We start from the raw sequence: 20,221 nt of genomic DNA, 5'->3' as shown, positions 1-20,221 counted from the left end.
GGGATGCCGCCAGGTGTGACACTTTCGTCCGGAGGGGCGGGGCAGGGGCTGGAGATTGTGGTGCGAGTGGTCGCGTCGGGTCTGGGGATGCGGCCAGGTCTGACACTTTCGTCCGGAGGGGCGGGGCAGGGGCCGGAGATTGTGGCGCGAGTGGTCGCTCGCGGCTCGGGGAAGCGGCCGGATGCGCGACCTTCGTGCCGAGAGAGCGGGCTCAGGATGCCGGGGGTCAGTCGTCGCTGACGCGCAGGACGATCTTGCCGCGCGTGTGACCCTGTTCGAGCTCGACGTGGGCGGCCGCGGCATCCGACAGGTCGTAGACCTTGTCGACATAGACCTGCACGGCGCCCGACTCGAGCAGGCGTGCGACCGTCGCGAGCGACCCGCCGTCGGGGATGACTCTGTAGCTCGTCGTGCGCACGCCCGCCGCGGCGGCGGCATCCGCGTATCCCGGCCACGAGCCCGTCGGGACGACGATGTACAGGCCGCCGGGCCGCAGCACCCGCATCGAGCGCGTGCCCGTGTCGGCGTGCACGTTGCCCACGAGGTCGATCACGACGTCTACCTCGCCGACGACGTCCTCGAAGCGCGTCGTCGTGTAGTCGATCACGACGGAGGCGCCGAGCTCGCGCAGCCACGACGCGTTGCGCGCCGATCCCGTCGCCGTCACGTGTGCGCCGAAGTATGCCGCGAACTGCACGGCGAAGTGCCCGACGCCGCCGCCGGCCGCATGGATGAGGATGCGCTGGCCTTCGTGGGCGTGAGCCGTCTCGACGACGAGGCCCCACGCCGTGAGCGCGGCGAGCGGCACCCCCGACGCCTCGACGTGCGAGAGGGAGACCGGCTTGCGCGCGATCGAGAGCGTGGGCGCGACGACGTACTCGGCGTATGCGCCCCCCGTCCGGGGGAACGCCGCCATGCCGAAGACCGGCGTGCCGACCGGGAAGGGGTGCGCCTCGTACGGCGACCGCACGACGATGCCGCTGAAGTCGAAGCCCGGCGTCGCGGGGTACGTCGCGATGGCGCCGGAGACGCCCGCGCCGGCGCGCGTCTTGGCGTCGATCGGGTTGATGCCCGCCGCGACGACCCGGACCAGGACTTCGCTCAGCACGGGCGTCGGCACGGGGACGGATGCCTCGTGCAGCACGGCGGGGGAGCCCGTCGCGTCGAAGACGATGGCGCGCATCTCGGCGGGCGGGTCGGGGAGGGCGATCGAATCGCCCCCGGGGGCGGATGCTGCTCGCAGCGGCCGGAATCTCATCGGTCGCTCCTTCCGCGTGCGTGTCGACATCGGCATCGCTCGTTGCCGGGATGACATCAGTCAACCCTGGATTTGTCTCAGTCGTGTTACGCGAGTGCTACCGCTGCGCGAAACCCGGAAGACGACTGGCCGCGCACGATCGGAGGGCTCGTGCGCGGCCCGTCGATCAGGAGCGGTCCGGCCCGGCAGGCGTCGTCGCGTCGCGCGGCGAGGGGATGCGATCCGCATCGATGTCGGCCGCAGCGAGCGCGTGGAGCAGTCGCGTGAGATTGCGGATGTCGTCCATCGGCCAGTCCTCGAGGGCGAGCAGCAGCGAGCCCTCCTGCGGGATGCGCGCGACGGAGAGGCGCTCGAGACCGAGCTCCGTGGGGGAGAGGATGCTCGAGCGCCGATCGGTCGGATCGGGCGTGCGCTGCACGAGCCCGAGATCCTCGAGCTCACGCACTGTGCGGCTGATCTGGCCCTTGTCCGCCATGAGCGACTCGGCGAGGGCGGAGTGCGTCGTCGTGCCGCGCCGGACGATCGTCGTGAACACCTTGTAGGCACCCGGGAGCAGGCCCGGGCTCACGCGGTTCGCGTTGTCCATCAGGATTCGGCGGAACCGGTTGATCAGCTCCCCGAACTCGGCCTCGAGGGCCCGCACCGCGTCGGTGCGGGCCTCTCGAGTGTCGTCGGTCGACATGGCGTAGACCCTAGCGGGTGCCGTCGGCTGCATCGGCATCCGACGGCCCGTTCCGCGTGGGAATCGTGCCGGTCGCCGTCAGGACGCCCATCCCCTCTGGGACGGAGACCGTCGCGAGATCGGCCTCGCTCGCCTCGATGCGCTCGGTCGTCGTCATCTTCGTGAGCGACTTGTTCGGCAGGAACGCGATCGCCAGGAGGCTGATGACCGCGAACGGCACCGCGATGAGGAACGAGTGCGAGATGCCCTGCGCATAGATGTCCTCGAAGATGACACGCAGCGTCTCGGGCATCGAGGAGACCTTGGGGAGCGACCCGGACTGCAGCTGATCGGCCCAGTACTGCGCCTTGTCGCCGAGGCCCATGATGGCCGCCGTGATGTCGTCCTTCGCACCGCCGACGAGGTCGGTGACGCGCGACGCGAGCGCCGCACCCATGACCGAGACGCCGATCGTGCCGCCGAGGCTGCGGAAGAACGTGACGCCAGAGCTCGCGACGCCGATCTCGGTCGGCTTCGAGGTGTTCTGCACGACGAGCACGAGGTTCTGCATGGTCATTCCGACGCCGGCGCCGAGCAGGAACATGTAGAGCGAGACGAGCGCGAAGTTCGTGTCGTAGTGGATCGTCGAGAGCAGGTAGGACCCTGCGATGAGGAACACGCTGCCGACGAGGAGGTACGGCTTCCAGCGCCCGAACTTCGTCACGAGTGCGCCCACGCCGACCGAGGCGAGCAGCAGGCCGCCGATCATGGGGATCGTCATGAGGCCGGCCTCGGTCGGGGTCGCTCCGCGCGCCAGCTGCATGTACTGGCTGAGGAACACCGACGAGCCGAACATCGCGATGCCGGTCGCGATCGACGCGATGACGGACAGCGTGAAGGTGAGGTTGCGGAACAGCGACAGCGGGATGAGCGGCTCCTTCGAGCGCAGCTCGACGATGACGAACACGATGGCCGCGACGAGGGCGCCGCCCACCATCCAGAACGTCGTCGCGCTCCACCAGTCGTAGTCCTTGCCCGCGTTGGTCACCCAGACGAGCAGGAGCGAGACCGCCGTCGACAGCAGCACGATGCCCACGTAGTCGATGCGCGTCTTCTTCTTGGGACGGGCAGGGATGTGGAGCGTCCGCTGCACGAGGATGAGCGCGGCCACGGCGAACGGCAGCGCAACGAAGAAGTTCCAGCGCCAGCCCAGCGCGTCGGTGATGACACCGCCGAGCAGGGGGCCGCCGACGGTCGCGACGGCCATGACGGCGCCGAACAGGCCCATGTACCGGCCGCGCTCGCGCGGGCTGATGATGTCGGCCATGATGACCTGGCTGAGGGCGGCGAGGCCGCCGGCGCCGATGCCCTGGAGGGCGCGGAACGTGATCAGCATGCCGGGGTTCTGCGCGAAGCCCGCCGCGGCCGTCGCGAGGACGAAGATCACGATCGCGAGCTGGAAGAGCACCTTGCGGTTCGAGAGGTCGGCGAGCTTTCCCCAGATCGGTGTGGAGATCGCGGTCGTCAGGAGTGTCGCGGTGACGACCCACGTGAACGCGGCCTGGTCGCCCGAGAGGTCGTGGACGATGACGGGAAGGGATGTCGATACGACGGTCGATGCGAGCATCGACACGAACATTCCGAGAAGGAGGCCGGAGAGCGCCTCGAGCACCTGGCGGTGGCTCATCGAGGGCTTCTCGAGCCCGGCATCGGAGGATGCAGACATGAGAGGACTTTCTTTAGCGGCTTGGAAACGGCGCGACGACGGCGGCGCAGAGTCGATGACGGCAGAGAGGTTGACGATCATCAACGGTTGATATCTGTCAACTATATTCCGATCGTTGACCGCTGTCAACTATTCGAGAGGGTCGACCACCGGCCGCCACGTCTCGTGTCGGAGGGCGTCAGTCGGCGAGGGCGAGTGCCCGGTACGGCTCGCGGGCGATCGCGGGACGCGGCATCCCCTCGGCGCGTCTGCTCAGCATCGTGCGGCGGTGCAGCTCGTCGATGAGCGCCGTCGCGAGTCCGACGAGCTTCGCGATCTCGGCGTCGTCGCGGTCGACCCACGCGCAGCGCGGCTCGTCGCCGACCGGCACGAAGCCGTCGTGCTCCTCCCAGGCGACGAGCGTGCGCTCGGCCCCCAGGACATGCTGCTGCCACCACACCTGCCGGAGGTAGGAGCGCGGGATGCTGCGCCACGCCTTGTTCGTCGTCTTGATCTCGGCGAGCGTGACGCGGCCCGAGGCGTCGACGGAGACGCCGTCCGGCGTCGCGAGATGGCGCTTCTCGACGACGGCATGGAACAGCGCGGAGGAGGGCTGGATGCCGTGGGTGGCCGCGACCCAGGCCGCGATCTCGGGCTCGCGGCGGCGCCCGTGGGCCGTGTACGCGTTGCCGGAGAAGCCCGAGCCCTGGAGCTTCGCGTCGGCCGCGCGCGGGATCGTGCGCTCCGAGGTGAGGGTCGCGACATCCGTCGCCGTGATGCCGCGAGACCGCGCGCGCACCCACGCGACGCGGTCGCGCGAATCCGCCACGATGCGGGCGGCCAGCTCGGGAGTCACGTGTCCGACCCTACGCCGCGTCGGCGACGTCGCCACTCGGCGACACCCGCTCTTCGGCGAGCCGCGGACGCGACGACATCCGCTCCCGGCTCCGCCGGCATGCCGTCCTCCAGAAGGCTAGAACGCGGCGGCGCCCGCCTCGGCGACCGTCTGGTCCTGCTCGCCCGACCCTCCGCTCACGCCGACGGCGCCGACGACGACGCCGTCGCGGCTGAGCGGGACGCCGCCCGCGAAGATCGCGACCTTGCCGCCGTTGGTGGCGTGGATGCCGTAGAACTGCTGCGTGGGCTGCGAGTTCTCGCCGAGCGCCTTCGTCTCGATGTCGAACGCGCGCGAGGTCCAGGCCTTGTTGATCGAGATGTTGACGCTGCCGATCCACGCTCCGTCCTGACGGACGTGCGCGACGAGGTTGCCCCCGACGTCGACGACGGCGATGTTCATCGGCTGGCCGACCTCGACCGCACGCGCCTCCGCGGCGGCGATGACACGGCGGGCGTCCTCGAGGGTGACGGTTGACATGGTGCTTCCTTTCGATGATGGCGCTGCGTGCGCCGCTGCTCGATCGGGCGCCTCGGGCGGAGGCATCCGTCGTCCATCAGGCCGTGAGGTAGCCGTTCGGGTCGAGCACGTACTTCCTGGCGGCGCCCTTGTCGAAGTCGGCGTAACCCTGCGGCGCGTCTTCGAGGGCGATCGGCGTGGCGTTGACGGCCTTCGCGATCTGCACCCGGTCGTGCAGGATCGCCATCATGAGCTGCCGGTTGTAGCGCATGACGGGGCACTGGCCCGTCGTGAAGGCGAGCGACTTGGCCCAGCCCAGGCCGAGCCGCAGAGAGAGCGAGCCGACCTTCGCGGCATCGTCGATGCCGCCGGGGTCTCCCGTGACGTACAGACCCGGGATGCCGAGGGCCCCGCCCGCCGCCGTGAGGCCCATGAGCGAGTTCAGCACCGTCGCCGGCGCCTCGTGCGCGGCGTCCGATCCGTGGCCCCGCGCCTCGAAGCCGACGGCGTCCACGCCGCTGTCGACCTCCGGCACGCCGAGGATCTGCTCGATCTGGTCTGCCGGCTCGCCCTTGGACACGTCGACGGTCTCGCACCCGAACGAGCGGGCCTGCGCGAGACGCTCCTCGTTGAGGTCGCCGACGATCACGACGGCTGCCCCGAGCAGCTGCGCCCCGACGGCGGCGGCGAGGCCGACGGGGCCCGCGCCCGCGATGTACACGGTCGATCCCGGCTTGACGCCGGCCGTGTAGGCGCCGTGGAATCCGGTCGGGAAGATGTCGGAGAGCATCGTGAGGTCGAGGATCTTCTCGAGCGCCTGGTCGCGATCGGGGAACTTCAGGAGGTTCCAGTCGGCGTACGGGACGAGGACGTACTCGGCCTGGCCTCCGACCCACCCGCCCATGTCGACATAGCCGTACGCGCTGCCCGGGCGATCGGGGTTGACGTTGAGGCAGATGCCCGTCTTCCCCTCCTTGCAGTTGCGGCAGCGGCCGCATGCGATGTTGAACGGCACGGAGACGATGTCGCCGACGTGGATGAACTCGACGCCCGGCCCCACCTCGACGACCTCGCCGGTGATCTCATGACCGAGGACGAGGCCCTCCGGCGCGGTCGTGCGCCCTCGCACCATGTGCTGGTCCGAGCCGCAGATGTTCGTGCTGACGGTTCTGAGGATCGCGCCGTGCGGCACTTTGCGGCCCACATTGGCGGGATTCACCCCCGGCCCGTCCTTGAGCTCGAACCCGGGATAGTCCGTGTCGATGACCTCGACCACGCCGGGACCCTTGTACGCAACAGCCCTGTTGCCAGACATCGTCGTCCTCCCTGAACGGGGATCCCCGCTACCCAGCTTCGCCGTCCGCCGCGCCGGGCGCAACCGTGCGTGCGTCAGGACCGCCTCGCCACACGAGCGGCACCTTGCGCGTCGCGCGAGGAAGAGCAGTCTGGGTGCATGGACACGATCACTCCCCGGGAGTTCCGCGCCGCGGCTGGCGTCGACGACTGGCGCGCGCGGGTCACCGGCGCGTTCGCACTGTTCCGCACGGGCGACTTCGCGACGGGCGCGAGGCTGTTCGCAGCCATCGCCGAGCTCGCGGACGCGGCGGACCATCATCCCGACGTCGACGTGCGGTTCGCCACCGTGCGCGTGCGCACGATCACCCACTCGGCGGGCGGACTCACGACGAAGGACCTCGAGCTCGCGCGGCAGATCTCGGCGGCCGCGCGCGAGCTGGGCGTCGCGGCCGAGACCGACCGGATGCAAGACCTCATGATCGCCGTCGCGACCCCCGATCCCGCGGCGATCGTGCCGTTCTGGAGAGCCGTGACAGGGTTCCGCGAGGTGAGTGAGGGCGTGCTGTTCGACGCGGACGGCCGTGGGCCGCTCATCTGGTTCCAGCACGTCGACCGCCCGCTGCGCGGGAGGTCCCACCTCGACGTCAACGGTCCCCGCGACGTCCTGGAGGCACGGCTGGATGCCGCGATCGCGGCAGGCGGAACGGTCGCGGACGACACCCATGCCCCGAGGTGGTGGACCCTCTCCGATGCGGACGGCCACAAGGTCGACCTCAGCCCGTGGCGTTCGTAGCGTCCCGCGATTTGGCCGGGCGCCCGGCATCCCGTAGACTCGTCCCAACCGAAGACCGCCGGTCATCGTCGTGTGCGCGAGCACGAGACGATCGAAGCACTGCATCGCAGGGGCCCGCGCAGGTGTCACGAACGATTCTCCTGGAGACAGGAACCGAGCTCCGTGCGCTTGCGCCGGAGCTTTTCTCTTTGCCGTGACGACAAGACCGGCGCCGAGGCCGACGCCCCGCCATCGCGGAGCGTCTCGTACACACAAGGAGTGGCCATGGCGCAGAAGGACGCATCGGTCGCCGAGCTCACGAAGAACTTCGAGGACTCGACTGCCGTTCTGCTGACCGAGTACCGCGGTCTGACGGTGAAGCAGCTCAAGGAGCTGCGCAACAGCATCCGTCAGGACGCGGAGTACGCCGTGGTGAAGAACACGCTGACCAGGATCGCGGCCAACAAGGCCGGGATCTCGGCGCTGGACGACGAGCTCAAGGGCCCGTCCGCCATCGCCTTCGTGCACGGCGACCCCGTCGCCGTCGCGAAGGGTCTTCGTGCCTTCGCCAAGGCACACCCTCTTCTCGTGATCAAGGGCGGCTACTTCGACGGTGCCCCCCTGAGCGCGGACGAGGTCAACAAGCTCGCCGACCTCGAGAGCCGTGAAGTCCTGCTGGCGAAGCTCGCCGGCGCGATGAAGGCCTCGCTGTTCGGCGCCGCCTATCTGTTCAACGCTCCGCTGTCGAAGGCCGTCCGCACGGTCGACGCGCTGCGTGAGAAGCAGGAGTCCGCGGCCTGACATCGGGCCCCGGCGTAGTAGAACCCCATATCAAGGAGAATCATCATGGCCAAGCTCACGACTGAGCAGCTGCTCGACGCGTTCAAGGAGCTCACGCTCATCGAGCTCTCGGAGTTCGTCAAGGCGTTCGAGGAGACCTTCGAGGTCACCGCCGCCGCCCCCGTCGCCGTGGCCGCCGCCGGCGCGCCCGCCGGTGGCGCCCCCGTCGAAGAGGTCGAGGAGAAGGACTCGTTCGACGTCGTCCTCGAGGCCGCCGGCGACAAGAAGATCCAGGTCATCAAGGTCGTCCGCGAGCTCACCTCGCTCGGCCTCGGCGAGGCCAAGGCCGTCGTCGACGGCGCCCCCAAGGCCGTCATCGAAGGCGCCAACAAGGAGGCCGCCGAGAAGGCCAAGGCCGCTCTCGAAGAGGCCGGCGCGACGGTCACGCTCAAGTAATCTCGCTCTCTCGCGAAGCGAAGGCCCCCGGGTTGTCCCGGGGGCCTTCGTCGTCCTCCCCGACCGTGCCTCGACCTCGAACGCGTCGGGCGCGGGGGGATGCGGCATCCGAAGCCCTCGTCGACGAACCCTCTTGATCGGTCAAATGGACAGGTCTAGCATCGGGCTCGTCAGCGGTGACGATGTCGCTGACCACAGCAACGGGAGGAAGACTCGTGTCAGCAGCATCGAAGCGCTCGACCCGTCGACGGATGGTCGTCCTCGGAGTCGCGGCGGCATCGCTCGTGCTCACGGCGTGCGGAGGGGGCGGCGGCGGTGGAGGCAACACCGTCAGCGTCCTGGGCGTGTGGAGCGGCGCCGAGCAGGATTCGTTCCTCGCCATGGTCGCACCGTGGGAGGAGGAGACCGGCTACACGGTGCAGTACACCGGCAGCCGCGACATCAACGCGCAGATCACGGCAGGCATCGCGTCGGGCAACCTCCCCGACGTCGCCGGCATCCCCGGACCCGGTCAGGTCAAGGAGTGGTACGACTCCGGCGCACTGCAGCCGCTCGACTTCCTCGACATCGACGCATACGAGGCGTCGACCCCACCGGGGTTCGCCGAGCTCGGCACGACCGCGGACGACACTCTCGCCGGCGTCTTCACGAAGGCGGCCGTGAAGGGTCTCGTGTTCTACAACACGGGCGTCTGGGACGGCAGCGAGCCTGCGACCTACGACGAGCTGAACGCGACGGCGGACTCGCTCAAGACCGGTGACGAGACGACGTGGTGCGTCGGCCTGGAGTCCGGCGCGGCCTCCGGCTGGCCCGGCACCGACTGGATCGAGTCGTTCGTCCTGCGCCAGTCCGGTCCCGATGTCTACGACCAGTGGGCCAGCGGCGAGCTCGAGTGGACCTCGCCCGAGATCCGCGAGGCGTTCGAAGCGTTCGGCGAGGTGCTGGACAACTCGTTCGGCGGGTCGGACTTCATCGTGAACACGAACTTCGGCCGCGCGGGCAACCCGCTGTTCTCCGACCCGCCCGGATGCCTCCTGCACCAGCAGGCGACGTTCATCACGGACTTCTTCCAGAACGAGGCGGGCGCCACGCCCGATCAGTACGCGTTCTACCGGTTCCCCGACGTCAACACGCAGTTCACGGGCGGCGTCACCGGCGGCGGCGACATCATCGGCATGTTCAACGACACCGAGGCCGCGCGCTCCCTCATCGAATATCTGATCACGCCCGAGGCCCAGCAGATCTGGGTCGAGCGCGGGGGCTTCCTCGCGGCCAACCTCGACGTGCCGCTGGACGCGTATCCGGACGACATCAACCGCAAGTCCGCCGAGATCCTGCAGAGCGTCGAGGTCTTCCGCTTCGACGCCTCGGACACGATGCCCGCTGCCGTCTCGGACGCGTTCAACCGCGCCATGGTCCAGTTCGCGCAGAACCAGGGCAACCTCGACTCGATCCTGCAGAGCATCGAGGCCGCCCGGCAGGACGCCGCCAACTGATCGGATGACTCCTCCCGGAGGGCGGCGGGGAACCGGCCGCCCTCCTGAGGGAGCGAGGGAGGAACGTGCATGCTCACTGACCTGCTCAACAACAAGCTCCTGCTCGGGCTCATCGTCGTCGTCGGCGTTCCTGTCGTCATCTGCGGCTACATCCTGCTCGTCGAGGCGATCCTCAAGCGGCTGCGGCCCGCGACGGGGATCAGGATCAGGCCGTGGCTCTGGATCCTTCCCGCGATAGCGTTCGTCACGATCTTCCTCGTCTATCCCGCGATCGCGACCGTCTGGCGGTCGCTGTTCGATCGCCGAGGCGACAACTTCGTCGGGCTCGACAACTACGGCTGGTTCTTCGGCAGCAGCGACAACCTCGTCGCGATCCGCAACAACATCCTGTGGGCGATCCTCCTGCCGCTGCTGGTCGTCGGCATCGGCCTGCTCGTCGCGGTCTTCGCGGAGAAGGTGCGCTACGAGGTCGCCGTGCGGTCGATCATCTTCCTCCCGATGGCGATCTCGGCCGTCGCGGCGGGCGTCATCTGGCGGCTCATGTACGACATCGACCCGCGCGTCGGCACGCTCAACGCCGTCGTGACCGCCACGGGCGGCGATCCCGTCGCGTTCCTCAGCACGGAGCCGTGGAACAACGTGTACCTCATCATCGTCGGGATGTGGATGATGACGGGGCTCGCGGTCGTCGTCCTGGTGTCGGGGCTGAAGGGCGTGCCGCTCGAGCTGCTCGAGGCGGCTCGCCTCGACGGCGCCAACGAGTGGCGGGTCTTCTGGAGCGTCATCTATCCGCTGCTGCGGCCCACGATCGCGGTCGTGACGACGACGGTCCTCATCTTCGCCCTCAAGACGTTCGACGTCGTCTTCGTCATGACCAACGGCAACTTCGGCACGGAGGTCATGGCCAACAAGATGTACAAGGAACTCTTCTCGTTCACGCAGGAGGGCCGCGCGGCCACCGTCGCGACCGTCCTCTTCCTCGCCACAGTGCCGCTCATGGTGCTGCAGGTGAGACGGTTCCGTCAGCAGGAGGAGCAGCGATGACTGCCATCGTCGAGATCCCGAAGACCGAGGCGCCGAAGTCGCGTCGCTCTCAGCGTCGCGCCGAACGGCTCGCGGAGCCGAAGAAGAAGGCCAATCCGCTCGTTCACATCCTGCTCGTCGTCGCGTGCGTCGTGTGGATCGTGCCGGCGCTCGGCCTCCTGGTCGCGTCCTTCCGCACCGCGCAGGCGACGAACCAGAGCGGATGGTGGACGGCGTTCGTCCCGCCGTGGGACTTCACGTTCGACAACTACATCTTCGTGCTCGAGCGCGCCGGCATCTGGACGGCGTTCCTCAACAGCTTCTACATCACGATCCCCGCGACCGTGCTCGTCACGATGGTCGCGGGCTTCGCCGCGTATGCGTTCGCGTGGATGAAGTTCCCGGGCAGGGACTTCATCTTCCTCGTGATGGTCGGCCTGCTCGTGGTGCCGCTGCAGGTGACGCTCATTCCCGTGCTGTCGCTGTTCCGCGGGACGGAGCTCGCGGGCTCGTTCCTCGCGCTGTGGCTCGCCCACACGGGGTACGGCCTGCCCTTCGCGGTCTACCTGCTGCGCAATTACATCGGCGGACTGCCGGGCTCCGTGTTCGAGGCCGCCGAGATCGACGGCGCGGGGCACGCCACGATCTTCTTCCGGCTCGTCATCCCGATGAGCGTCCCGGCTCTCGCGTCTCTCGTCATCTTCCAGTTCCTGTGGGTGTGGAACGACCTGCTCGTCGCCCTCGTGTTCCTCGGACCCGTGCCGCAGAACCTGCCGCTGCCCGTCACGCTCGCCAACCTGACGACGAACTTCGGCGGCAACTGGCAGTTCGTCACGGCGGCGGCGTTCATCTCGATGGCGGTTCCGCTGCTGGTGTTCTTCCTGCTGCAGCGCTTCTTCGTCCAGGGGGTCACGGCGGGCTCAGTGAAGGGATGAGGTGACCGCGCCCCGGGCTCGCCACGGCGGACCCGACCCCTCGGGGCCCGGAACATGCCAGGCGACGAAAGCCGAGTGACCATCAGGGCCGTGGCCGCCCACGCGGGCGTGTCACGCCAGACGGTGTCGAACGCGCTCAACGCGCCGCAGCGGCTGACGGCGCCGACCCTGGCACGCGTGCGCGCGGCGATCGACGAGCTCGGCTACGTGCCCGACGAGGCGGCGCGCGCCCTGACGTCGCGGCGGACCCGCCTCATCGGCATCCACATCGGCCCCACGGCGCACAGCCATGCGTCGACGCCGGAGCCCCTGCTGGCCGAGTTCGTGCGTGCCGCCGCCCGGCACGGCTTCCGGCTCGTCGTCCTGGGCTCGTTCGGCGACGACGCGGGACAGATCGCAGCGTTCGACGACGTCTGGCGCAGGCGTGCCGTCGACGGCGTCATCCTCACCGACACGCACACGGACGACGCGCGCCCCGCCTGGCTGCGCGAGCGAGGCGTGCCGTTCGCGGCGTTCGGCCGCCCCTGGGGCGCTCCCGACAGCCCGCATCCGTGGATCGACGTCGACGGACACGGCGGCGCGTGGCTCGCGGTCGACCACCTCGCGTCGTCGGGGCACAGCCGCATCGCGTTCCTCGGCTGGGGGCACGACGAGGCCGGCGGCGACGATCGCGAGCGGGGGTGGCTCGAGGCGATGACGACGCGCGGGCTCGACGCCCGCCCGCACGCCCACGCATCGGGCGACACCGTCGTCGCGGGGGCCGAGCGTGCCGCCGAGCTCCTCGAGCGGTGGCGGCCGACGGCCGTCGTCTGCGCGTCCGACACGCTCGCGGCCGGCGTCGTCCGCGCGGCCGATCGGCGCGGCATCGCGGTGGGCAGCGACCTCGCCGTGACGGGCTACGACGACTCGCCGCTCGCGCGGCTCACGCATCCGGAGCTCACGTCGCTCACGCAGCCGTTCGCGGCGGTCGCGGACTTCCTCGTGGACCACGTCGTGATGGCGTCGGGCATCGAGGTCCCCGACCCGCCTCCCCGCACGAGGGTCGCCGAGCCGACGCTCGTCGTGCGCGGCTCGACGGGCGGGGTGCGGGCGGGCGCGCTCTCCTTCTAGGGTGAGCACATGGATGCCACGTCCCGCGATCCTGGAGTCGCCGTGGCATCCGTCGACGTCGACGTCGACCCGCTCGTCGGCCTCACCGCGGCGCAGGTCGCCGAGCGGATCGCGGCGGGCCTCACGAACGCGTATGCGCCGGACTCGAGCCGCAGCGCGTGGAACATCGTCCGCGCGAACGTCTTCACGCTCTTCAACGGCATCATCTTCGCGTGCTTCGCCGTCCTGTTCGCGCTGGGGCGATGGCAGGACGCGCTGTTCGGGCTGGCGGCCCTCTCCAACGCGATCATCGGGTGCGTCCAGGAGTTCCGCGCGAAGGCCGCGCTCGACCGTCTCGCGCTGCTGAACGCCCCGCACGCGCGCGTGCGCCGCGAGGGCGACGAGGCGGAGGTGCTCCCTGCCGACATCGTGCTCGACGACATCCTGGTCCTTCGTGCCGGTGACCAGGTCTCGGCGGACGCCGAGGTCGTCGGGTCGCGAGCGCTGCAGATCGACGAGTCGATGCTGACGGGCGAGTCGGATGCCGTCGACAAGCGCCCGGGCGACGAAGCGCTCTCGGGGTCGGTCGTCGTGGCGGGCGAGGGCGCTGCGAGGGTCACGCGCATCGGGGCGGACTCCTACGCCAACCGCTTCGCCTCCGATGCGAAGAGGTTCTCGCTCGTGACGAGCGAGCTGCGGACGTCGGTGAATCGCGTGCTCACGTGGGTCGGCTGGGGCATCGGGCCGATCGGGCTGCTCGTGCTCAACGCGCAGGTGATGGTCGCGGGCGGCTGGCGCACGGCGTGGCAGACGGGGTCGTGGGTGCAGGCCGTCGTCAACACGGTCGCGGCGTTGACCGCCATGATCCCGCTCGGGCTCGTCCTCATGACGAGCATCGCGTTCGCCGTCGGCGCCGCGCGGCTCGCACGACGGCAGGTGCTCGTCAACGAGCTGCCGCGGTGGAGGGCCTCGCGCGCGTCGACATCGTGTGCCTCGACAAGACGGGAACCCTCACGATGGGGGAGATCGAATTCGACGCGGCGCATCCGCTCGCCGATCCGGCGCCCGGCTGGGAGACGGCGCTCGGCTGGTTCGGCGCGGCGCCCGACGCCAACGCGACGGCTCGGTGCCTGCGCGAGCCGTATCCCGCCGACGCGATCGGCGAGACCGCCTCTGTGTCCTTCTCGTCCGCACGCAAGTGGAGCGCGGTGCGGCTCGACGGGGTCGGGGGCACGTGGGTGCTGGGCGCGCCCGAGATGGTGTTCGGGGATGCCGCCTCCGACGCCGACTCAGAGCTCGGCCGCGTCGTCACGGGACTCGCCTCGACAGGTCGCCGCACCCTCGTCCTCGGGTACGCCGGCGCGGCGCTGACGGCAGCCGACGTCGAGGAGGAGCGGCTCCCCGAGCGCGTGTCGCCCGCCGTCGTGCTGACCTTCCGCGAAGAGGTGCGGCCGGACGCCGCGCAGACCCTGGAGTACTTCCGGCAGCAGGGGGTCGGCATCCGCGTCATCTCGGGCGACAATCCGCGCACCGTCGCGGCGATCGCCCGTGAGGTGGGACTCGACGTCGACGAGGGCTTCGACGCGCGCCGGCTGCCCGACGACGAGGCGGAGCTTCGCGAGCTCGTCGAGACGCAGCGCATCTTCGGGCGCGTCACGCCCGAGCAGAAGCGGCGCATGGTCGTCGCCCTGCAGGACAACGGGCACACCGTCGCGATGACGGGCGACGGCGTGAACGACGCGCTCGCGATCAAGACGGCCGACATCGGCATCGTGATGAACTCGGGCTCGGCTGCGACCAAGGCCGTCGCACGGCTCGTGCTGCTGGACGGACAGTTCTCGCATCTGCCCGACGTCGTCGCGGAGGGGCGTCAGGTCATCGCCAACATCGAGCGCGTCTCCATGCTCTTCCTCACGAAGACCGCGTACGCGACGTCGCTCGCGATCGTGTTCGGCTGCTCGTGCTGGAGTTCCCGTTCCTGCCGCGGCAGCTCTCCATCACGGACGGGCTGACGATCGGCATCCCGGCGTTCTTCCTCGCGCTCATGCCGAACACGCAGCGATACGTCCCGGGGTTCCTCCGGCGGTCGCTGAGCTTCGCGATCCCTGCGGGTCTCATCATCGCGGGGGGCCTGACCGCCTACACGCTGCTGCTGCGTCCGCTCGGCGTCGACGAGGAGCAGCTCAAGACGGGCTCGACGATCATCCTCGCCGTCGTCGGCATCTGGGTGCTGACGGTGCTGTCGCGGCCGCTCAACCGCTACAAGGTGCTCGTGATCGGGGCCATGTTCGTCGCGCTCGTCGTGATCTTCACCGTCCCGGTGTCGACGGAGTTCTTCCAGCTCGTCGATCCCGGCGAGGAGGCCGCGATCCTCCTGACGATCGTCATCGTCGTCGTGATCGCGGCGATCGAGGTCGTGCGGCTCTTCCACCGCCGCTTCGTCGCGCGGGCGCTGGTGGCGGCTCAGACCGGAGCGGCGAGCGCCGCCGCGCGGAAGTAGTGCGTCGCAGGGGGCGTCCACAGCACGACGACGACCGCGATCTCGAGCGCCAGCGTCGCGAGCGACCACCACGTCCAGTCCGGCTCGGAGGCGATCGTCATGACGTGCAGCGTGAGATAGATCGTCACGAGCATGCGCGACAGTCGGCTGCCGTGCGCGACCCCGCCTGCGACGGCGACGGCGAGGAGGCCGAAGAGGATGATGCCCGCGCCGAGGAGCGACACCGTGAGCACCTGGTCGTCGGGCACCCGGTAGCGACTGAGGAGGACGAGGATGCCGATCCCGGCGTCGAAGAAGCCGACGAGGTACACGAGCGCCACCACGATCGTCACGACCACGGGCCGTCTCGGGGGCTGCGCGACTGCGCTCACGCGAACACTGTATCGACGTCGCGATCCGGCGACTCCGGCCCCGGCTGCGTCAGCCGGCGCAGCCGAGCCGCTCCTGTGCCGAGGTCATGGCGTCGATCTCGGCGGTCTGGTTCGCGATCATGCCCTCCGCGACGGCCCGCACACGCGGGACCGAGCCGAGACCGACGACGGCCTCGGCCATCGGGATCGCGCCTTCGTGATGACGGATCATGAGCTCGAGGAAGAGGCAGTCCGCGTCGCGGCCCACAGCAGCGCGGAGGTCGGCGAGCTCGGCATCCGTCGCCATGCCCATCGCGACGCGGAGGTCGGCATCGGTCGCCGGGCCGCCGTCCGCGCCGGTGTGGCCCGCGTGGCCGGAGCCGGCATCCGTCATCCACGACATGAGCGGTGCGCCGGACTGCGGCAGGCCCCACTGCACGAGCCAGTCGAACATCTCGCCCTTCTGAGCGGACTGGGCGGTCGCGATGTCGTACGCGAGCGTGCGCAGCTCGTCGTCGCCGGTCTTGCGGTAGAGCTCCATCGCCATCTCGACCGCCTGCGCGTGGTGCACCTGCATGTCGCGGGCGAAGCCGGCGTCGGCATCGTTCGGGCCGGACGCGCCCGATCCGAACGTCGAGAACCTGCCGATCGCGAAGGCGACGGCCGCGGCGGCGAGGACGGCGAGCACGACGAGCGGCCACCGCCGCGCCGGGCGCACGTCGTCGCTCATGGCGCCACGGGACGCGCCACTGTTCGCGTCACGGCCTGCGTCACTGCTTGCCGGGGCCGTCGATCGCGCCCGTGCACAGCGCGTTGGGCTCGGGCGCGTTCTGGCTGCGCCAGTACTCCGTGAAGAACTCCGCGATGCGCGGATCGTCGGCGGAGTCGACCTGGAGCTGCGCGTTCCAGGCGCTCACGACGATCGGCGAGGGGAGGCCCTCGTACGGCGAGAGGATGCCGTAGCTCGACGGCATCTTACTCTTCAGCGTCGCGAGCTCGTCGCCCGACACCGTCGCAGCGTCGTACGTGACCCACACGGCGCCGTGCTCGAGCGAGTGCACGGCGTTCTCGTTCTGCTGCGGCTGGTCGTAGATGCCGCAGTTGAGCCAGACGGCGTTGTGGGGTCCGCCGGCCGGCGGGGTCTGCGCGTAGTCGACCGATCCTTCGACGTGCTTCGTCTCGTTCTCGAAGGTCTGGACGCCCTCGATGTCGACGCCCGTGCTGTCGCCCGCGCCGTACTCGGGCGGGGGCTTCGGCGCGAACACGATCGACGCGACGACGAGCGCCACGACGACGACGGCGGCAGCGCCACCCACGACCCACCACACGAGCCGGCTGCGCTTGCGCTTCGCGAGCATCCGCTGATATTCGGCGACCTTCTCCTGGCGCCGCTGCTCGCGCTGCTGCTTGACGGTCTGGGCGATCCTGGCCTGCGTGGCAGGGTTGCCGCTCGCCCGCTTCTCGGCGGGGCTCGGGGGTGTCGGGGTCATTCGCTGTGATCTCGGCTCGGTGCCCGAAGGCGGCGGAGGAAGGACGCCGCGGCTCCGCGGCTCGACAAGCCTAAGCCGTCACGCGGACAGGTGGCTGTGAACCGCACGTGACCGCGGGCCGACGAGCCTGGGCCGCCTCGCCTCCGGGGCGCGTCGACGCGCGGATCCCTCCCTCCGTGCCTCTCGACCGGACGGCGCTTTCCGGTATCATGAGAGCTCGAATCGATTCGAGCCCTCGACCTCCGGCCGCGCCCTCGTCCAGCGATTCGCTGCCACGCGCCTGAGCTGACGGTCCGCCCGCTGCCGACGCATCCCGCCTCCGCACCGAAGTGACTTCCGCCTTGCCCGACACCGCGTCCGTTCCCGTTCCGAAGCCTCTCGACCCGCCCGTACCGCCACCGCAGCCGGCACCGCAGCCGGCCCCCGCCGCAGCCGCGCGCACGCAAGGCGGCGGCACCGGCGCGATCCGCACGCTCGGGTCGAACCCCGCGACCGCCCCGATCGTGCTGCACCCGGGCGACGCCATCACGGCCCGCCGCCGGCTCCTCTATGTCATCCTTCTCGGCGCCCTCACGGCGCTCGGCCCGTTCACGATCGACCTGTACCTGCCGGCCTTCCCCGTGCTGGAGGCCGACTTCCACACGACGGCGGCGGCGATCCAGCTGACCCTCACGGGGACCATGATCGGATTCGGCCTCGGTCAGCTGATCGTCGGCCCGCTCAGCGACAAGGTCGGACGCCGCATCCCGCTGCTGGCCGTGACGGCGCTGCACGTGCTCGCGAGCGTCGCGGCCGCGCTCGCGCCGACGCTCGAGCTGCTCGCCGTGACACGCGTCCTCATGGGGGCGGGCGCGGCAGCGGGCGGCGTCGTGGCCGCGGCGATCGTGCGCGACCTCTTCGGCGGCAAGCGCCTCGTCGTCATGCTCTCGCGCCTCGCGCTCGTGTCGGGCGTCGCACCCGTGCTCGCGCCGCTCGTCGGATCCCAGCTGCTGCGGGTCATGCCCTGGCGGGGCATCTTCGTCGTGCTCGCGGTCTACGGCGCCGTCATGCTCGTCTCGGCCGTCTTCTTCATCCCCGAGACGCTGCCACGCGCGCGCCGGCAGGAGCGCGGCGCCACGACGGTCTGGCAGCGGTATCTGAGCGTGTTCAGCGACCGCGTCTTCATCGGCGTCCTCATCATCGGCGGCATGACCTTCAGCGGGCTGTTCTCCTATCTGTCCGCGTCGCCGTTCCTCTTCCAGGACGGCTACGGCTTCGACGCGCAGCTGTACGGCATCCTGTTCGCCGTCAACTCGCTGGGTGTCGTGCTGGGCGTGCAGGCCGCATCGCGCCTCGCCGCGAGGTTCGGCCCGCAGTGGGTGCTCGCGTGGTCGACCGGTGTCCTTTTCGTCGCCGGCGCGGCCATCATCGCGACCGACCAGCTGGGCCTCGGCCTGTGGGGCACGATCGTGCCGCTGTTCGTCTTCATGACGGCGTGCGGCTTCACGTTCCCGTGCGTGCAGGTGCTCGCGCTCGACAGGCACGGCAAGGCCGCCGGCACGGCGCAGTCGATCATCGGCGCGACGAACTTCGGCGTCGCCGGTCTCATCACTCCCGTCGTCGGCTGGATCGCGAGCGACGCCGGCATCACGGCGACGACGATGGCGACCGTCATGGTCTCGTGTGCGGCGGTCGGACTGCTGTCGCTGTGGCTCGTCGTGCGCCCCCGCACGGTCGAGCGCCTCGCGCCGTAGCGGTGTCCGCCGGCACCGCCTCGCCCGATCCCGCGCTCGAGGCGACGCGTCAGTCCTCGCGCACGGGCTGCAGCAGGAAGAGCCGCACGGTGCGGCCGGAGTCCCGCTCGTAGCCCCGGTAGCCCGGCCACTGCCGCTCGATGCGCTCCCACGCGGCATCCCGCTCGTCGTCGGGAATGAGGCTCGCGCGCACGGCGAGCCGCCTGCCGCGGACGGTGATGGCGGCATCCGGGTGGGCGAGGAGGTTCGCCGTCCACGCGGGATGCCGTTCCTGCGCGAAGCTCGTGCCCGCGACGATCGCGCGACCCCGCCCGTCCGGCGTGTACATGAGGGGCGCATCGCGCGGCTCGCCCGACTTCGCTCCCGTCGTGTGCAGGACGAGCGACGGCACGAGCAGCGCGCTCAGCTGGACGCGACCGCCCGTGAGCGCCGTGAGGGCGCGTTCGACGGGAGGCAGCGCCTGCGGCGCCCAGCGGCGGAACGCGCGAGTGCGGGTGAGCGGTGCGATGGCGGCGCGCACGACATCGACGACGGCGGTCATCCGCCCATTGTGGCCGAACCCGCCCGGACCCGCACCACCCTCGTGCTCCTCGCCCCGCGCCCGTCGCCCCGCGCACGGCGGGCGGCCCGGCACAATGGTGCGATGGAGGATGCCGCAGCCCGCCGCCGTGCGGTCGTGCTCGCCGTCGCGGGCGCCGTGCTCCTCGCGGCCGGCGTCGCGCTGGGCGCGTGGATCTATCTGCGCGGCAACGTGGCCTTCGTGGTCGACGACGCATGGAACACGCTCCTCGCGGCGTGGTGGAGCCCGGCGGCCGAGCGGATCTCGCGCGTCCTCGACGTGCTCGGCAGCGGCTGGATCAGCATCGTCATCGTGCCGCTGGGAGGTGCAGCGGCCCTGGTCGCGGTGCGGCGGCCGTGGTCTGCCGCGTACTTCCTCGTCTCGGCGACCGCGAGCGCCGGGGTCGTCCAGGTGCTCAAGCACACGTTCGGACGCGCGCGCCCCGAAGAGATCCTCGTCGTGTCCGACTTCGGCTCGTTCCCCTCCGGGCACGTCGCGAACGCCACGACCCTCGCGATCGCGGCGCTCGTGCTGTTCCCCCGCCTGTGGGTGGCGGTCGTGGGCGGGCTCTGGATCGCCGGCATGGCCTTCAGCCGGACGTACGTGCACGCGCATTGGCTGAGCGACACGATCGGCGGCGCGCTCATCGGAGCGGGGGTCGCGCTCGTGCTCGCGGCGGCCTTCTCGGGGCCGCTCGCGGGGGAGCTCGCACGGCGTGACGACGGCGGCTGAGCCTGCGTGCGGGTCGCGGCGCGCGGAGAGGG

At 70.3% G+C, this 20,221-nt stretch carries 19 protein-coding genes and 1 pseudogene; 10 read left to right on the top strand and 10 right to left on the bottom strand.

Annotated elements, in window-relative coordinates:
• Positions 1-226: 226 nt before the first annotated feature.
• The 6 genes from FHS08_RS02615 to fdhA all read right to left on the bottom strand — a co-directional run bounded on the left by FHS08_RS02615 (position 227) and on the right by fdhA (position 6,293).
• Positions 227-1,258, bottom strand: a complete 1,032-nt coding sequence (locus FHS08_RS02615) for an NADP-dependent oxidoreductase (protein ID WP_167035206.1) — start codon at positions 1,256-1,258, stop codon at positions 227-229.
• A gap of 166 nt (positions 1,259-1,424) precedes the next feature.
• Entirely contained in the window at positions 1,425-1,940 is a 516-nt protein-coding gene (locus tag FHS08_RS02610; protein ID WP_167035204.1) for a MarR family winged helix-turn-helix transcriptional regulator, read from the bottom strand.
• A gap of 10 nt (positions 1,941-1,950) precedes the next feature.
• Positions 1,951-3,645: an MDR family MFS transporter gene (locus tag FHS08_RS02605; RefSeq protein ID WP_243847203.1), complete on the bottom strand. Its 1,695-nt coding sequence runs from the start codon at positions 3,643-3,645 to the stop codon at positions 1,951-1,953.
• 178 nt (positions 3,646-3,823) lie between these two features.
• On the bottom strand, positions 3,824-4,480 hold the full coding sequence (locus FHS08_RS02600) for a YqaJ viral recombinase family protein (protein WP_167035202.1): 657 nt from the start codon (positions 4,478-4,480) through the stop codon (positions 3,824-3,826).
• Between the two features lie 117 nt (positions 4,481-4,597).
• A complete protein-coding gene (locus FHS08_RS02595) occupies positions 4,598-4,999 on the bottom strand; it encodes a GlcG/HbpS family heme-binding protein (RefSeq protein WP_167035200.1) in 402 nt (133 codons plus the stop codon).
• Positions 5,000-5,075: 76 nt separating this feature from the next.
• Positions 5,076-6,293 (bottom strand): formaldehyde dehydrogenase, glutathione-independent, encoded by a 1,218-nt coding sequence (gene fdhA, locus FHS08_RS02590; protein ID WP_167035198.1) that lies wholly within the window; start codon positions 6,291-6,293, stop codon positions 5,076-5,078.
• Between the two features lie 138 nt (positions 6,294-6,431).
• Here fdhA and FHS08_RS02585 point away from each other — a divergent pair, with 138 nt between their 5' ends.
• The 8 genes and pseudogenes from FHS08_RS02585 (at position 6,432) to FHS08_RS02550 (ending at position 15,325) form a co-directional block, all read left to right on the top strand.
• Positions 6,432-7,067, top strand: a complete 636-nt coding sequence (locus tag FHS08_RS02585) for a VOC family protein (RefSeq protein WP_167035196.1) — start codon at positions 6,432-6,434, stop codon at positions 7,065-7,067.
• Positions 7,068-7,331: 264 nt separating this feature from the next.
• A complete protein-coding gene (gene rplJ, locus FHS08_RS02580) occupies positions 7,332-7,847 on the top strand; it encodes a 50S ribosomal protein L10 (protein ID WP_167035194.1) in 516 nt (171 codons plus the stop codon).
• 45 nt (positions 7,848-7,892) lie between these two features.
• Complete coding sequence (gene rplL, locus FHS08_RS02575) at positions 7,893-8,282, top strand: 50S ribosomal protein L7/L12 (protein ID WP_167035192.1); 390 nt, start codon at positions 7,893-7,895, stop codon at positions 8,280-8,282.
• Positions 8,283-8,497: 215 nt separating this feature from the next.
• Positions 8,498-9,778 carry an extracellular solute-binding protein gene (locus FHS08_RS02570; RefSeq protein ID WP_167035190.1) on the top strand — a complete coding sequence of 427 codons (1,281 nt, stop codon included), beginning with the start codon at positions 8,498-8,500 and terminating at the stop codon, positions 9,776-9,778.
• A gap of 69 nt (positions 9,779-9,847) precedes the next feature.
• Positions 9,848-10,822 carry a carbohydrate ABC transporter permease gene (locus FHS08_RS02565; protein ID WP_167035188.1) on the top strand — a complete coding sequence of 325 codons (975 nt, stop codon included), beginning with the start codon at positions 9,848-9,850 and terminating at the stop codon, positions 10,820-10,822.
• Positions 10,819-11,736 (top strand): carbohydrate ABC transporter permease, encoded by a 918-nt coding sequence (locus FHS08_RS02560; protein WP_167035186.1) that lies wholly within the window; start codon positions 10,819-10,821, stop codon positions 11,734-11,736. Before FHS08_RS02565 ends, FHS08_RS02560 begins: the two co-directional genes overlap by 4 nt.
• Positions 11,737-11,826: 90 nt before the next feature.
• Complete coding sequence (locus FHS08_RS02555) at positions 11,827-12,846, top strand: substrate-binding domain-containing protein (RefSeq protein WP_167035184.1); 1,020 nt, start codon at positions 11,827-11,829, stop codon at positions 12,844-12,846.
• Positions 12,847-12,855: 9 nt separating this feature from the next.
• A pseudogene (locus FHS08_RS02550) lies at positions 12,856-15,325 on the top strand (HAD-IC family P-type ATPase).
• Here FHS08_RS02550 and FHS08_RS02545 read toward each other — a convergent pair.
• Genes FHS08_RS02545 through FHS08_RS02535 form a run of 3 tightly spaced genes read right to left on the bottom strand, consistent with a single transcriptional unit; the run spans position 15,289 to position 17,165 of the window.
• Entirely contained in the window at positions 15,289-15,696 is a 408-nt protein-coding gene (locus FHS08_RS02545) for a hypothetical protein (RefSeq protein WP_167035182.1), read from the bottom strand. The pseudogene FHS08_RS02550 and the gene FHS08_RS02545 overlap by 37 nt on opposite strands.
• A gap of 49 nt (positions 15,697-15,745) precedes the next feature.
• On the bottom strand, positions 15,746-16,405 hold the full coding sequence (locus FHS08_RS02540; RefSeq protein ID WP_167035181.1) for a DUF305 domain-containing protein: 660 nt from the start codon (positions 16,403-16,405) through the stop codon (positions 15,746-15,748).
• A 40-nt stretch (positions 16,406-16,445) separates the two neighbouring features.
• Positions 16,446-17,165: a DUF3105 domain-containing protein gene (locus FHS08_RS02535; RefSeq protein ID WP_167035179.1), complete on the bottom strand. Its 720-nt coding sequence runs from the start codon at positions 17,163-17,165 to the stop codon at positions 16,446-16,448.
• Between the two features lie 341 nt (positions 17,166-17,506).
• Here FHS08_RS02535 and FHS08_RS02530 point away from each other — a divergent pair, with 341 nt between their 5' ends.
• Positions 17,507-18,898, top strand: coding sequence for a multidrug effflux MFS transporter (locus FHS08_RS02530; RefSeq protein WP_170283211.1), 1,392 nt, complete (start codon positions 17,507-17,509; stop codon positions 18,896-18,898).
• Between the two features lie 49 nt (positions 18,899-18,947).
• On the opposite strand, the gene FHS08_RS02525 is transcribed toward FHS08_RS02530, so the two are convergent.
• On the bottom strand, positions 18,948-19,439 hold the full coding sequence (locus tag FHS08_RS02525; protein ID WP_167035177.1) for a nitroreductase family deazaflavin-dependent oxidoreductase: 492 nt from the start codon (positions 19,437-19,439) through the stop codon (positions 18,948-18,950).
• Positions 19,440-19,541: 102 nt separating this feature from the next.
• Here FHS08_RS02525 and FHS08_RS02520 point away from each other — a divergent pair, with 102 nt between their 5' ends.
• Positions 19,542-20,189, top strand: a complete 648-nt coding sequence (locus tag FHS08_RS02520; RefSeq protein WP_167035176.1) for a phosphatase PAP2 family protein — start codon at positions 19,542-19,544, stop codon at positions 20,187-20,189.
• Positions 20,190-20,221: the final 32 nt, after the last annotated feature.

The sequence above is a fragment of the Microbacterium ulmi genome (assembly GCF_011759705.1).
Taxonomy (GTDB): domain Bacteria; phylum Actinomycetota; class Actinomycetes; order Actinomycetales; family Microbacteriaceae; genus Microbacterium; species Microbacterium ulmi.
This window is presented reverse-complemented; position numbering and strand designations above follow the sequence as displayed.